Below are 12,536 nucleotides of genomic sequence, written 5' to 3'. Positions count from 1 at the left end.
CCCCGAAGCCGTGCTGCCCTGCCAGTGCTGTGCTGCCAGTGCCGTGTTGCTGCTGTCCTGCCGCTAACGCCGCCCGTTTGACACCACGTCGCTTGACACCACGCCGCTTGACACCACGCCGGTGTCGCCATTGTGCCTGCTTCTGCTAAGCGCTCGGCCCAGGACCGGCTGGCCGGCGGCCAGGATCAGGCCGGCGAGCAGCAACGCGGCGACGCCGGTGACCATGCCTGCCGCCGCATAACCCAGGCCGCCCGCGGCCAGCGCCTCGGCGCCGATGGCGGCGCGCAACGAGGCGGGCTCGAGCAAGCTCATCCGCAGATGCAGTTGCCGCAGCGCCTGCGCGCTTCGGCAGCGGGCGCTCAACAGCACCGCCAGGCCGCGCACCAGTCCGAAGACGGCGCCCACAGCCACGGCCAGCGCCGGCGAGCCGGTCAGGGCCGCCAGCACCACCACCAAATAGGTGGCCGCCGTCATGATGTAGGTGGCGAAGCCGACACCGATCTGCAGCCCGAAGCCGGCCGCGTACAGCCAGCGGCGGTAGCGGGTCAGCCACAGCTCGTTGACCTGCCGGGGGTGCAGAGGCAGTTGGAATCCGGCCAGTCGCCGGTCTGCCGCGAGCGCGATGAGGCAGGCCAGGGCGGCGACCACCAGCGCGGCGGTCCGCTGATCGGCCAGGGGACGCGCCGCCAGGGCAAGCACGCCGCTGGCCGAACCGAGGATCAGGCCGCCCAGCACCGAGCCGAGGACGAACCAGACGGCGGTGAGCCAGTACCGGTTGCCGCGGGAGCGCTCGGACAGCGGGTTGATCGCCGAGATCATCGACAGCCCGCACGGCGACCAGGTGCCGCGCGCTCCGGACACCGCCGCGATCAGCAGCGCGCTGCCCGCCAGCCAGCCGCTCATACCAGCACCGTGTCCGACAGGGGTGCCATGTCGTCGTCCTCAGAGACGGTGCTGCCGCCGATCATGGTCCGTCCCGCCGATCCCGGATTGGCGGCGAACACCGTGTAGGTGTGGGTGCCCGGCAGGTCGGGAAGGATGAAGTCGAACGCGCCCTGCTGAGCGGTGTCACCGTCGGCCGGTCCGGCGTCGTGCTGGGCAGGGTCGTGTCGCACGGTGTCGTAGCGCGTGAAGTCCGAGGACGCCAGGGCAAGGCCGTTCCGAGAGACGCTCAGGGCCAGCCGGGCGGTGGGCCGGTCCGGGTCATAGGCCCACCCGGTGATGCGCACGGTGTCGCCCAGCCGCCGCACGCTCTGGACCTGGCCGACGGCGCCGGCCTGATTGACCCGGACGGCCTGCTGCCCGATCAGCGGGTAGTCGACGCCCTCGGCGCCGTCGTCAGCGGCCATCGCGTAGACCGAGTAGGTGTGCAACCCGGTGCCTGCTGGGATGGTGAGGTCGAAAGCCCGCCGGCCGTCGGAGGAGAGCGGGCCGTCGACCGGGTACCAGTGCAGCACCTGGTCGTCCTCGTGCACCGCCACTGCCGGCTCGGAGCCGTCCTGCCGGTCGTGCAACCAGCCCGTCAGCCGGACGCTGTTGCCGGCGGCCGACACCGACTCGAGCTCACCGGGCAGCGGCGCGGCGACGTAGCCGGCCGGGGTGGCCGTGGCGCTCGTCGTCGACGCGCCCTTGACCATCAGGCTGTGGTTTCCGATCAGGGTGTTACCGGTCCCGCCGCCGATGTTCATCGCGAACACCTTGTAGTTGTGCGCGCCCACCGACGCCTTGAACTGGGCCTTGAACCCGTGCACGCCGGTGATGTTGTAGGCGGAGTTGACGTCCGGTCGGTTGACGCCGGTCCGGATGCCCATCAGCGGCTTGTCGTCCTGATAGATGTTGACCGCGATCGAGGTGGAGGAGGAGTCCCGGTCGAAGGCCCAGCCGGTCAGCACCACGCTGTCGCCGACCGGGTTGGCCGAGTCCAGGTGCCCGATCGGCGCCGTTCCGGCGTTGACGGTGATGGTCTTCCCGCCGATCTGCGGGTTGCCGCTGCCGCCGGCGATGTTCATCGCGTACACGACGTAGGCGTGGCGGCCGGTGCTGGCGGTGAAGGTGACGCTGAAGCCGTGGTTGCCCGAGATGCCCCGGGAGCGGTTGACGTCCGAGCGCGGCAGGCTCGCCTTGATGCCCATCAGCCCCCTGCCGTCCTGGTAGATGTTCACGTTGATCGAGGTGGACGGTTGATCCGGGTCATAGGCCCAGCCCTTGATGGTCACCTTGTTGCCGACGCTGGTGACCTGCTCGACGACACCGACCGGGACCTTGCCGGTCAGGCACGGGGCCGCGTGGCTGGCGGTGTTGTTGTCGGTGGCGCTTGAGGTGCCGCAGGTGCTGCCGTACTGGACCCAGGGCGGGGTGCAGGAGACCAGCCGGCACAGCACCGGCCCGGTCTCCGACCACGGGATCTGGGTGTTGCACTGGCCGTAGCGGAACTGGTTGCAGGCCACCAGGCGCTGGTCGCAGGTGGTCTGGTTGCACCGGCAGGTGTACGCGCCGTCGCGGTAGGCGTTGCAGTCGATGTAGTAGCGGGCGTTGCCGCCGCAGAAGGACGAGCTGTCGGCCTTCCACCAGCCTCCGATGAAGGAATTCGGCGGGCAGGCGTTGTTGCCGCCGTTGATGGTGCAGCAGAACACCGTGTAGCCGTCGGCGCAAGTGTTGTGCGAGCCGCACACCGCGTCGTACGCGCTGGCCGGCCGGGTCAGGTACGTCCACGGGTTCACCGCCAACGCCGCGCCCACCACCGCCGCGCCGCCGAGGAAGCCGCGGCGGCTCGTCCGGGGCCGCTGGCTGCGCTCGGCGACCCGGTTGACGATTCGTTCGGCCAGGCTAGCCGTCATGGCTGCACCTCGATCTGGGAGAGAACGGCGTTTACCTGCTTGGCCAACGGAACGGCCTGTCGATGCGAGCCGATCACCACGTACAGGCAGAAGGGCCGGTTCGCTTCGGTGAAGAAGTGCTGAAAGCCGGCCTGGCCGGCCACCCGGCGTTGCATGCCGCTGGGGTTGAACTGCCCGGGCCGCACCCGGGGCACCCCGACTGGCGCGTACAGCGCGGTGCCCAGGCAGTCGGCGCCGAACTCCAGCAGGGCCACGAACACGTGCTCGGGTCCCATCAGCTCGACCGCGCCGGTGCCGAAGTCACCGCGCGCGGCCGGCAGGGCGAAGTTGGCCAGGTGCAGGATGGGATGGCTCAGCTCGCCGGGCCAGCCGAAGGCGTGCTGCTTGCCCGGTTGCTGCTTGCCGAACTGGCCGGTGTCCACCACCCGGCGGTAGATCCGGCCTTCCCAGCGCGCCGGCAGCCCGACCGCCAGGCCGTGGCCGGTGAGCCGCTTGCCGGCCGGCGCGGTCACCGGCGCTCCTCCTGGTCGACCGGGGCGTACAGGCTCGGATCCTGCGGGCCGATGCCGGCGGTGAGCAGGATCCGGTCGACGTCGCGCTCGCGCCTGCGGTCGGCGTCGGGCTTGCGCGCCATCGCCGGATGCCGGCCGTCTTCGACCGACTGCCGGATCAGGCCGCTGACCTGGCTGAACGAGGTGCCCGAGCCCTCGCCCTTGACCCGGCCGGTGCGGCCGTCGGCCACCACCACGTAGGGCGAGCCGGGCACCTCGAAGTCGGCCCAGGCCTGGCTGGACATCACCAGGTCCACCCCGTCCGGGCACAGCTGCGACAACACCGACGGGCTCTCGTCCTCGGGGCCCTTGGTGACCACCAGCAGCCGGCTGCCCTGCGGAGTGGTCCAGGAGCCGGGCTCGCCGAGCTCATGCCAGAAACCGGTGCAGCCCTCGCAGTTGGAGGACAGGAACGCCAGAATCGTGTCCTGCTCGACGCCGACCGTGCGCACCGAGGTGATCTCACCCTGCAGCGAGATCCCGTCGATGTCGTGGGACTCGGCCCACTCGTCCCGGCCTTCGATGCGCGGGCCGGCGGTCGAGGCGGCCGACGGCTGCTGGATGGAGGCGACGGTGCGGAACGGCGGCGGCCCGGCCTCGGCGCCGCCGTCGAGTTGGTGAAGCCGGCGCAGCACGGCGGCATACCCTCGCAGCAAGCCGGCGACCAGCACGCACAGCACCGCCAGGATGACGGTTTCAATGATCAGCAGCGCGGTCACCCGGCGACCTCCAGCTTGGTGGCGGCTGTGAGCTCAGGCAGCGCCGTCATCACAAGGTAGCCGAGGTAGGCCAGCACGGCGGCGGCCAGCAGCAACGCCGCGGCGGTCACCGGCTGCTGTCCGAACTGGCTGATCAGTGAGCCCGACGGCTGGACGAGGGCGATCAGCCCGGCCAGCGCGCAGCTCAGGTTGACCGCCGTGTGCCAATGGCTGACCGCCACGGGCTTGGCGAAGCAACCGCAGTCCTGCCCCGACTCGATGACCATCATGCGTGCCGAAAGCCCGGCCAGGACGAGATAAGCGACCGCGATCAGAGCGGCCCCGACGCGTCCCCCGACCAGCAGCGCCAGCAGGGCGACCGCCAGCTCGACCGCGCCGGACAGCCGATTCGCCGTCTTGGCGCTGAGCCGCTGGGCGCCGGGGACGCCGGCGGCCGCAAGAGCGGACCGGAGCGGCGCGCGCTGGAGGAGCTTGGCCAGGCCGGCAGCGGCGAGTAAGAGCGCCGCAGCGCTCACCAGACCGATCAACACTGCCCCCACACGTCACAAGTGCTGCGAATAGTAACAAGCACAACACGCGCATCAGCCTTGCGCAACCGGCAAGCCCCGGGTCGCATCGGCAGTGCGCGATCAGCCGTTGCCGACGGCGACCTTGGTGACCCAGAAGTCGCCGTTGGGCTGTTTGACGACGGTGACGTCGATCAGCTTGCCGTTGCCTCGGTAGCCGAAGACGGAGAGGCCGTTCACGCTTTCGCGCGGCAGGTAGACCGCGGTCGTCGAGCCATGGGCCAGCAGGCTGCGGGTGGTCGCGGCCGGCACCGTGCGCGGCAGCACGCAGGCCATCGCCTGCTGGGCGTCTCCGGCGCTCAGCGCGCCCATGTAGGCGTCGGCGGCGTTCTGCGCGACGTCGGCGCCGCCGCAGAGGCTGGCCCCGATGTCGATCGGGCTCGCCGGGGGTCGAGTCAGCGTGGGGGCGATGGCGGCCGGGGTGCTGGCGGCCGGGGGGCTGGCGACGGTCGACGGGCCGGCCGAAGCGGTCGAGGCGCCGGCCGGCGCCGAGGGGCTGGTCGGCGCCGAGGGGCTGGTGGTCGCGGCTGGCGAGTTCGGGTGCTCCTGCGCGGAGCCGCTGTTCGAGCTGCCGCCGCAGCCGGCCAGAGCGAGGGTGAGCAGGACGCCGGCCAGCGCCGACCGCCGATCAAGCAGCATGCGGGGGGAACTCCTTGGGGCAGTCGTGTTTCAGGCAGTCGTGAGACTTCAGGCAGTCGTGAGACTTCAGGCAGTCCTGAGACTTCGCCACGCGGCGGCCCAACCAGCCGGCATCCACGCGTTTCGGGCAAAGCTATAACGCCGCGGGCCCTGGAGCCAGTCGAGACGCTAGTGGCTGACCTTGAGCCCGATCACGCCGCCGACGATCATGGCCACGAACAGCATCTTCTGCGCCGAGGCCGATTCCGCGCCGGTCGTCATCGCGTAGGCCACCGTGAGGACGGCGCCGACTCCTACCCACACGCCGTAGGAAGTGCCGACGGGCAGCGCGCGCATCGCGTAGGCCAGCCCGGCCATGCTCGCGGTCAGAGCGGTGAAGAACACGACCGACGGAGCAAGCCGGCTGAGCCCCTGCGACTTGCCGAGGGCGGTCGCCCACACCGCTTCGAGCACGCCGGACACAACGAGAACGATCCACGACACCACAGCCTCCTGCGGGCCGTCTTGTCGCGTGCCGGGTACGGCGCCCATCGTCCGGAAGCTCCGTGGCGGAAGCTCCCTTCAAAGGTGTCACATCTGCCAAGCCGGAGGCAACGCCGCCGGAGTAGGGCCCGTCGGCCCGGCGCCCGCCCGGGTTCCCGGCCGGCTGTGCGGGCGCTGATCCGGCGGCGATACACTTGCGCCAGACCCCTCGCGTGGCGCTCATCCTGTGAACCTCCCCAGGGCCGGAAGGCAGCAAGGATAAGCAGGCTCTGGCGGGTACGCGGGGGGTCCTTTCCGCGCCGCCCCCGTTCGCCCCAGCCCCGGCTCCCGGCCGAGCCGGTGACTGCGCGGCAGAACCCGAAAGGCCGACAGTGGGAACACGCTTGCAGGGCAGAGTCGCGGTGATCACCGGCGGCTGCAGCGGTGTGGGCCTCGCGGCGGTGAAGAAGTTCCTCGACGAGGGCGCCAAGGTGGTGATCGCCGACGTCAACGCCGAGGCCGGCGCCCCGCTCGCCGAGGAGCTCGAGGCCACCTTCGTCGCCGTCGACGTGACCGACGCCGATCAGGTGCAGGCGCTGTTCCAAACTGCCTTCGACACCTACGGCAGCGTCGACATCGTCTTCAACAACGCCGAGATCATGCCGCTGGACGACCAGTCGATCCTGGACACCGACCTCGACGCCTGGCGGCGGGTGCACGAGGCGAACCTGACCTCGGTCTACCTGTGCTGCAAGGCGGCGCTGCCCTACATGCTGGAGCAGAAACGCGGCTCGATCATCAACACCGCCTCGCTCGCGGCGGTGATGGGCTCGGCTGCCTCGCAGATCTCCTACACCGCCGCCAAGGGCGGGGTGCTGGCGATGACGCGCGAGCTCGGCGTCCAGTTCGCCCGAGACGGGATCCGGGTCAACGCGCTGTGCCCCGGGCCGGTCAGCACGCCGCTGGCGCAGGAGCTCATCGACTCAGACCCCGACGGCGCCGAGCGCGAGCTGGCGCGCATCCCGATGGGCCGGCTCGCCGAGCCGCAGGAGATCGCCTCGGCGGCGCTGTTCCTGGCCTCGGACGAGTCCAGCTTCATCACCGCCTCGCAGTTCCTGGTGGACGGCGGGATCTCCGGCGCCTACCTCCCGCCGATCTAGCGGGTCCACTGCGTCTCGGATTACCAGCTCGTCACGCGAAGCGGCGGCTCTTAGAGCGGTGGTACAATATTTGGTACCACTTGGAGGCCTCCATGTCGATAACCGCGAGCGAAGCGCGCAAGAACCTGTTTCCACTCATCGAGCAGGTGAACGATGACCGCACGCCGGTTGAGATCACCTCGCGGCGCGGTGACGCCGTGCTGATGTCGCGGGCGGACTATGACGCGCTGGAGGAGACCGCGCACCTGCTCCGCTCACCCGCCAACGCTCGCCGCCTGCTTGAGAGCCTGCAGCAGGCGACTGATGGCGATCGCCAGGAGCGTGTGTTGGACCAGTGAGACTGGTGTTCACCTCCCACGGCTGGGAGGACTACAAATACTGGCAGACCGCTGACCGGAACACGCTCAAGCGCATCAATCGACTTATCGAGGACGTGCTGCGCGACCCCTTCACCGGTATCGGAAAACCCGAGCAGCTCCGTCATGCCCTGGCCGGCAGCTGGTCGCGCCGCATCAGCGACGAGCACCGATTGGTGTATCTCGTCGATGGCGAGGACGTCGTGGTGCTGCAGGCGCGCTACCACTACTCCTGATCTCCCCGCCCTGGCCGTGCCCGAACTGGTCGGGCGGCTTCAGATAGCGGGGTCGGTCAGGTGCTCCGGACGCACCGGCACCCGGGTCAAGGCCAGCCCGGTCGCGTCCCGGATCGCGGCCACGATGGCCGGCGTCGATGAGATGGTCGGCGGCTCGCCCACGCCGCGCAGGCCGTAGGGCGCGTGCGGGTCGGCCAGCTCCAGCACGTCCACCTGCATCGGCGGCATGTCCAGGATGGTGGGCAGCAGGTAGTCGGTGAACGAGGGATTGCGCAGTTTTCCCTCGTGCAGCTGGATCTCCTCCATCACCGCCAGCCCCAGGCCCTGGGCGGTGCCGCCGTGGATCTGGCCCAGCACCGCCTGCGGGTTCAGCGCCTTGCCGACGTCTTGGGCGGTGCTGATCTGCACCACCTTGATCAGTCCGAGCTCGACGTCGACGTCGACCACCGCCCGGTGCGCGGCGAAGGCGAACTGCACGTGCGCGGCGCCCTGTCCGGTCAGCGGGTCGATCACGGTGGTCGGCCGGTGCCGCCACTGCACCGTCTCATCGATCGGCTCGTCGCCCAGCCTGCCGCCGCGCTCGGCCAGCCTGGCCAGCACCGCCTGGCAGGCGGCCTGCACCGCGCCGCCGGTGACGTAGGACTGCCGCGAGGCCGACGTGGAGCCGGCCGAGCCGATGCTGGTGTCGGCCGGCAGCACCGTCACCTGGGTGACTCCCAGCTCGGTGCGCACGATCTGCTGCAGCACCGTGACCAGGCCCTGGCCCACCTCGGCGGCGGCGGTGTGCACCGAGGCGACGGGGGTGTCGCCGATCAGCTCCAGCCGCACCCGGGCCGTGGAGTAATCGTCGAACCCCTCGGAGAAACCGACGTTCTTGATGCCGACGGCATAGCCGACGCCGCGCACCACACCCTCGCCATGGGTGGTGTTGGACACCCCGCCCGGCAGCTCGCGCACGTCGCGCGGCCCGGCTTGCGCGGCGTCCGGCATCGGGGCGTCACGGACCCGGCACAGCAGCTCGGCCACCGGCGCCGCCGAGTCCACCAGCTGCCCGGTGGGCATCGTCGACCCCTCGCTCATCGCGTTGCGCAGCCGCAGCTCGACCGGTGACAACCCGCAGGCCTGGGCCAGCTTGTCCATCTGGGACTCGTAGGCGAAACAAGCCTGAACGGCGCCGAAGCCGCGCATCGCCCCGCACGGCGGGTTGTTGGTGTAGGTCACCAGGCAGTCCATGGTGACGTTGGGGATGTCGTACGGGCCGAAGCCCAGTGTCGCCGCGTTGCCGGCCACGGCGGTCGAGGACGAGGCGTAGGCGCCGCCGTCGAGGACGATCTGGGCCCGGGCGTAGACCAGCCGGCCGGAGGAGTCGGCGCCGTGCTCGTAGCGCAGCAGCGCCGGGTGCCGGTGCACGTGGCCGTAGAAGGACTCCTCGCGGCTGTAGACCATCTTGATCGGCCGGCCGGTGCGCAACGCCAGCAGGCAGGCGTGGATCTGCATCGAGACGTCCTCGCGGCCACCGAAGGCGCCGCCCACGCCGGCGAGGGTGAAACGCACCTTGGCGGTGGGCAGTCCGAGCGCGGTGGCCACCTGGCTCTGGTCGGCGTGCAACCACTGGGTGGCGATGTAGAGGTCGATCCCGCCGTCCTCGGCCGGCACCGCCAACCCCGACTCCGGCCCGAGAAAGGCCTGGTCCTGCATGCCCACCTGGTACTCACCGGTCACCACCACCTCGGCGCTGACCTCCGCCGAGCCGCGTTCTATGTGCACCGAGCGCAGCACATTGCCCACGATGGCGTGCCCGGCGACAGGAGTCTCGTGCACCAGCGGCGAACCGGGCGTGCTGGCGGCCACCGCGTCGACGATCGGCTCCAGCACCTCGTACTCGACTGCGATCTTCTTGCACGCCTGCCGCGCGATCTCGGGATGGTCGGCGGCCACGAGCGCCACCGGCTCGCCCTGGTAGCGGACCTCCCGCTCGGCGAGCACCGGCTGGTCGGCGATCTCCAGGCCGTACCGGTTCAACCCGGGGACGTCGGAGGCGGTGAGCACCGCGTGCACGCCGACGGTCTTCAGCGCCTCGGTCAGGTCGATCGAGGTGATCCGGGCGCGCGGATGCGGGCTGCGCAGGGTGGCGCCCCAGAGCATGTCGTCGTGCCACATGTCCGAGGAGTAGGCGAACTCGCCCCGGACCTTGAGGTTGGCGTCCGGGCGCACCGGGCTGGCGCCGATGCCGTCGGCGACCGCGGAGCCGACAGCGGTCTCGGTGGTGGTTCGGGCGCCGGTGCTCATCGCTGGAGCACCCGGGCGCTGGCGGCGCTGGCCTCGCGCGCCAGCCGCCCGACGTCAGAGGTCAGCAGCATGTCCTCGGCCACCACCCCGCGGCCGTTGACCAGCAGCAGCTTCAGCGGCGTCGAGGAGGAGAACGCCCAGGCGAACACGGGGTCGACGCAGCCGGCCTGGCCCAGACCGTCCAGCCGCCAGACCGCGACATCGGCGAGCTTGCCCGGCTCCAGCGAGCCCACCTCGGCGTCGCGGCCCAGGCACTGGGCGCCGCCGATGGTCGCCAACCGCAGCGTCTGGCGGGCGCTCAGGGACTGCGGCCCGCCGCGCAACCGGGCCACCGTCATCGCCGAGCGCAGCTCGTCCACCAGCCGGCCCGCTTCGTTCGAGGCCGCGCCGTCCACCCCCAGCCCGACCGGGACGCCGGCCCTGATCAGGTCCTGGACCCGGGCGCTGCCGGCTCCCAGCCGGCCGTTGGAGGTCGGGCAGTGCGCCACCGAGGTGCCCGTCTCGGCGAAGCTGGCGATCGCGGAGTCCGACAGGTGGACGCAGTGCGCCAGCCAGACGTCCGGGCCCAGCCAGCCCAGGTCGGCCAGGTACTCCGCCGGAGTCCTGCCATAGGTTTGCTGGCAGAACTCGTCCTCGTCAGAAGTCTCGGCGAGGTGGGTGTGCAGCCGGACGCCCTTGCCCCGGGCCAGCTCGGCGGCGTCGCGCATCAGCTCGGCGGTGACCGAGAACGGCGAGCACGGGGCCACCGAGATCCGGGTCATCGCCCCGGCTGCGGGGTCGTGCCACCGGTCGATGGCGGCTTCGGTGGCGATCAGGATCGCCTCGCGGTCCTCCACCACGGAGTCAGGCGGCAACCCGCCGGCGGACTGGCCCAGGTCCATCGAGCCACGGCAGGCCTGGAATCGCACCCCGATCTCCAGGGCGGCGCTGATGGTCGCTTCCAGCAGGTCGCCGCCGGCCTTGGGAAAGACGTAATGGTGGTCGGAGCTGGTGCTGCACCCTGACAGCGCCAGCCAGCCCAGGTTCGCCGAGGCTGCGGCGTGCACGGCGTCGGCGTCGATCCGGGCCCACACCGGGTACAGCTCGCTGAGCCAGCCGAACAGCGTGCTGTCCTGGCCGAGGCCACGGGTCAGCCACTGGTACAGGTGGTGGTGGGTGTTCACCAGCCCCGGGGTGATCAGGCAGCCGGTGGCGTCGAGCAGTTGGGCGCCGGCCCGCAGCTCAGCCGGCGCCGGCCCCGGGCCGACCGCGACGATGACGCTGCCGTCGATCACCAGGTGCCCCTGCGGGTACTCGGTGTCCAGGGCGTCGACGGTGGCCAGGTGACCGCCTTCCAGCACGATCATCGCGGGCCCGCCGCCGACCGCGCGGCCGCTGCCGCCTGCACCGCCTCGATGATCTGCTGGTAGCCGGTGCACCGGCACAGGTTGCCGGCCAGCGCCTCCCGGATCTCGGCGACCTCAGGGTTGGGCCGGCGGGCCAGCAGGTCGTGGGTGGCCACGATCAGGCCGGGGGTGCAGAAACCGCACTGCACCGCCCCGGCGTCGATAAAGGCCTGCTGCACCGGGTCAAGCTCGGCGCCGCCGGTGGCCAGCCCCTCGACGGTCCGGACGTCGCGGCCCTCGGCCTGGCCGGCGGCCACCAGGCAGGCGCACACCGTCACGCCGTCCAGGTAGACCGTGCACGAGCCGCACTCACCCTGCTCGCAGGCGTTCTTGCTGCCGGGCAGGCCCATGCGCTCGCGCAGCACGTAGAGCAGGCTCTCGCCCTCCCAGACGTCGTCGACCTGACGGGCCTCGCCGTTCACCGTCGTGTTCAGGCGCATGCGCGGTACTCCTGCCAGGCCCAGCCCAGGGTCCGGCGAGCCAGCACGGCCAGCGCCTGCCGCCGGTAGCGGGCAGTGCCCCGGACGTCGTCGATCGGAACGGCGGCCTGGGCCACCAGCTCGCCGAACCGGCTCGCCACGTCCGGGCCCAGCTCGGCCCGGGACTCCCAGCCGCCGGCCGAGGCCAGCTCGCCGGCCAGGAACGCCTCGGCCGCGGGGGCGCGCAGGGGGGTCGGGCCTGCCGAGCCGATGCCGGTGCGCACCGACTGAGTCTGCGGGTGCAGGGCCACCGCGAACGAGCAGACCGCGATCACCATGGCGTTGCGAGTGCCCACCTTGGCGAACTGGCACGGTCCGGCGCCGGAGGGGATGCGGACGCTGCGGATCAGCTCGTCCGGGGCCAGCGCCGAGCGCTTGGGCGCGAGGTAGAACTCATCGACTCCGATGAGCCGGCTGCCGCGGGCCGAGGCCACCTCGACCACTGCGTTGAGCGCCAGCAGCACCGGGTGGCTGTCACCGGCCGGTGAGGCAGAGCCCAGGTTGCCGCCGATGGAGCCGCGGTTGCGGATCTGCGGTGAGCCGATCGTCCGGCTGGCCATCGCCAGCCCGGGCAGCCGGTCGCCCAGCTCGGCGATCACCCGGGCGTAAGGCAGCGTGGCGCCCAGCACCAGGTGGTCGCCGTCGACGGACCAGTCCGCGAGCTCGGCGATCGGGTTGAGGTCCAGCAGCGCCTCGGGGCGGCGGCGGTCGAAGTTGATCTCGACCATGAGGTCGGTGCCGCCGGCCAGCGGCGCGGCGGCGGGCAGCTCGGCCTTGGCCGCCAGGGCGTCGGCCCAGGACTCCGGTCGAAGGAAATCCACCGGCCACCCCCTCTCTTTCAGCGACGATAGCCGCGT

Annotated in this window: 14 protein-coding genes, 1 other RNA gene and 1 riboswitch; of the genes, 4 read left to right on the top strand and 11 right to left on the bottom strand. The window is 71.3% G+C overall.

The annotated features are described in order from the left end of the window. Positions 1-63 precede the first annotated feature (63 nt). From VGB75_09800 to VGB75_09770, 7 genes are all read right to left on the bottom strand, one after another. Positions 64-903 carry a hypothetical protein gene (locus VGB75_09800; GenBank protein HEY0167325.1) on the bottom strand — a complete coding sequence of 280 codons (840 nt, stop codon included), beginning with the start codon at positions 901-903 and terminating at the stop codon, positions 64-66. Then, positions 900-2,837: a twin-arginine translocation signal domain-containing protein gene (locus VGB75_09795; GenBank protein ID HEY0167324.1), complete on the bottom strand. Its 1,938-nt coding sequence runs from the start codon at positions 2,835-2,837 to the stop codon at positions 900-902. Before VGB75_09795 ends, VGB75_09800 begins: the two co-directional genes overlap by 4 nt. Beyond that, a complete protein-coding gene (locus tag VGB75_09790; protein ID HEY0167323.1) occupies positions 2,834-3,349 on the bottom strand; it encodes a hypothetical protein in 516 nt (171 codons plus the stop codon). Before VGB75_09790 ends, VGB75_09795 begins: the two co-directional genes overlap by 4 nt. Beyond that, complete coding sequence (locus tag VGB75_09785) at positions 3,346-4,107, bottom strand: hypothetical protein (protein ID HEY0167322.1); 762 nt, start codon at positions 4,105-4,107, stop codon at positions 3,346-3,348. The genes VGB75_09790 and VGB75_09785 overlap by 4 nt, the downstream gene beginning before the upstream one ends. Next, on the bottom strand, positions 4,104-4,622 hold the full coding sequence (locus tag VGB75_09780) for a MauE/DoxX family redox-associated membrane protein (protein HEY0167321.1): 519 nt from the start codon (positions 4,620-4,622) through the stop codon (positions 4,104-4,106). Before VGB75_09780 ends, VGB75_09785 begins: the two co-directional genes overlap by 4 nt. Before the next feature lie 114 nt (positions 4,623-4,736). After that, positions 4,737-5,312 carry a hypothetical protein gene (locus VGB75_09775; protein ID HEY0167320.1) on the bottom strand — a complete coding sequence of 192 codons (576 nt, stop codon included), beginning with the start codon at positions 5,310-5,312 and terminating at the stop codon, positions 4,737-4,739. Positions 5,313-5,480: 168 nt separating this feature from the next. Then, entirely contained in the window at positions 5,481-5,795 is a 315-nt protein-coding gene (locus VGB75_09770; protein ID HEY0167319.1) for an SMR family transporter, read from the bottom strand. A gap of 10 nt (positions 5,796-5,805) precedes the next feature. Continuing rightward, positions 5,806-5,873: riboswitch (guanidine-III (ykkC-III) riboswitch) on the bottom strand. A 121-nt stretch (positions 5,874-5,994) separates the two neighbouring features. Between VGB75_09770 and ffs the strand changes: the two genes are divergently transcribed. The 4 genes from ffs to VGB75_09750 all read left to right on the top strand — a co-directional run bounded on the left by ffs (position 5,995) and on the right by VGB75_09750 (position 7,526). Further along, positions 5,995-6,091: signal recognition particle sRNA small type (gene ffs / locus VGB75_09765), an RNA gene on the top strand. Between the two features lie 87 nt (positions 6,092-6,178). After that, a complete protein-coding gene (locus VGB75_09760) occupies positions 6,179-6,934 on the top strand; it encodes a 3-oxoacyl-ACP reductase (protein ID HEY0167318.1) in 756 nt (251 codons plus the stop codon). Positions 6,935-7,026: 92 nt separating this feature from the next. Next, a complete protein-coding gene (locus VGB75_09755) occupies positions 7,027-7,272 on the top strand; it encodes a type II toxin-antitoxin system prevent-host-death family antitoxin (GenBank protein HEY0167317.1) in 246 nt (81 codons plus the stop codon). Beyond that, positions 7,269-7,526 carry a Txe/YoeB family addiction module toxin gene (locus VGB75_09750; GenBank protein HEY0167316.1) on the top strand — a complete coding sequence of 86 codons (258 nt, stop codon included), beginning with the start codon at positions 7,269-7,271 and terminating at the stop codon, positions 7,524-7,526. Before VGB75_09755 ends, VGB75_09750 begins: the two co-directional genes overlap by 4 nt. Positions 7,527-7,565: 39 nt before the next feature. Here VGB75_09750 and VGB75_09745 read toward each other — a convergent pair whose 3' ends face one another. The 4 genes from VGB75_09745 to VGB75_09730 are packed head-to-tail and all read right to left on the bottom strand — an operon-like array spanning position 7,566 to position 12,500. Next, positions 7,566-9,815: a molybdopterin cofactor-binding domain-containing protein gene (locus VGB75_09745; protein ID HEY0167315.1), complete on the bottom strand. Its 2,250-nt coding sequence runs from the start codon at positions 9,813-9,815 to the stop codon at positions 7,566-7,568. Then, positions 9,812-11,161, bottom strand: coding sequence for an 8-oxoguanine deaminase (locus VGB75_09740; protein ID HEY0167314.1), 1,350 nt, complete (start codon positions 11,159-11,161; stop codon positions 9,812-9,814). Before VGB75_09740 ends, VGB75_09745 begins: the two co-directional genes overlap by 4 nt. Beyond that, positions 11,158-11,640: a (2Fe-2S)-binding protein gene (locus VGB75_09735; protein HEY0167313.1), complete on the bottom strand. Its 483-nt coding sequence runs from the start codon at positions 11,638-11,640 to the stop codon at positions 11,158-11,160. The genes VGB75_09740 and VGB75_09735 overlap by 4 nt, the downstream gene beginning before the upstream one ends. Next, entirely contained in the window at positions 11,631-12,500 is an 870-nt protein-coding gene (locus VGB75_09730; GenBank protein HEY0167312.1) for an FAD binding domain-containing protein, read from the bottom strand. Before VGB75_09730 ends, VGB75_09735 begins: the two co-directional genes overlap by 10 nt. Positions 12,501-12,536 lie beyond the last annotated feature (36 nt).

Origin of the sequence: Jatrophihabitans sp. (genome assembly GCA_036399055.1) — a bacterium.
Classification (GTDB): domain Bacteria; phylum Actinomycetota; class Actinomycetes; order Mycobacteriales; family Jatrophihabitantaceae; genus Jatrophihabitans_A.
The sequence above is the reverse complement of the archived record's forward strand: the minus strand, read 5'-3'. Positions and strand labels throughout refer to the sequence as shown.

Coding starts and splice junctions, on each gene's coding strand:
- VGB75_09755 (HEY0167317.1), top strand. CDS start 7,027: ATGTCGATAACCGCGAGCGAAGCGCGCAAGAACCTGTTTCCACTCATC.
- VGB75_09745 (HEY0167315.1), bottom strand. CDS start 9,815: ATGAGCACCGGCGCCCGAACCACCACCGAGACCGCTGTCGGCTCCGCG.
- VGB75_09775 (HEY0167320.1), bottom strand. CDS start 5,312: ATGCTGCTTGATCGGCGGTCGGCGCTGGCCGGCGTCCTGCTCACCCTC.
- VGB75_09740 (HEY0167314.1), bottom strand. CDS start 11,161: ATGATCGTGCTGGAAGGCGGTCACCTGGCCACCGTCGACGCCCTGGAC.
- VGB75_09735 (HEY0167313.1), bottom strand. CDS start 11,640: ATGCGCCTGAACACGACGGTGAACGGCGAGGCCCGTCAGGTCGACGAC.
- VGB75_09795 (HEY0167324.1), bottom strand. CDS start 2,837: ATGACGGCTAGCCTGGCCGAACGAATCGTCAACCGGGTCGCCGAGCGC.
- VGB75_09800 (HEY0167325.1), bottom strand. CDS start 903: ATGAGCGGCTGGCTGGCGGGCAGCGCGCTGCTGATCGCGGCGGTGTCC.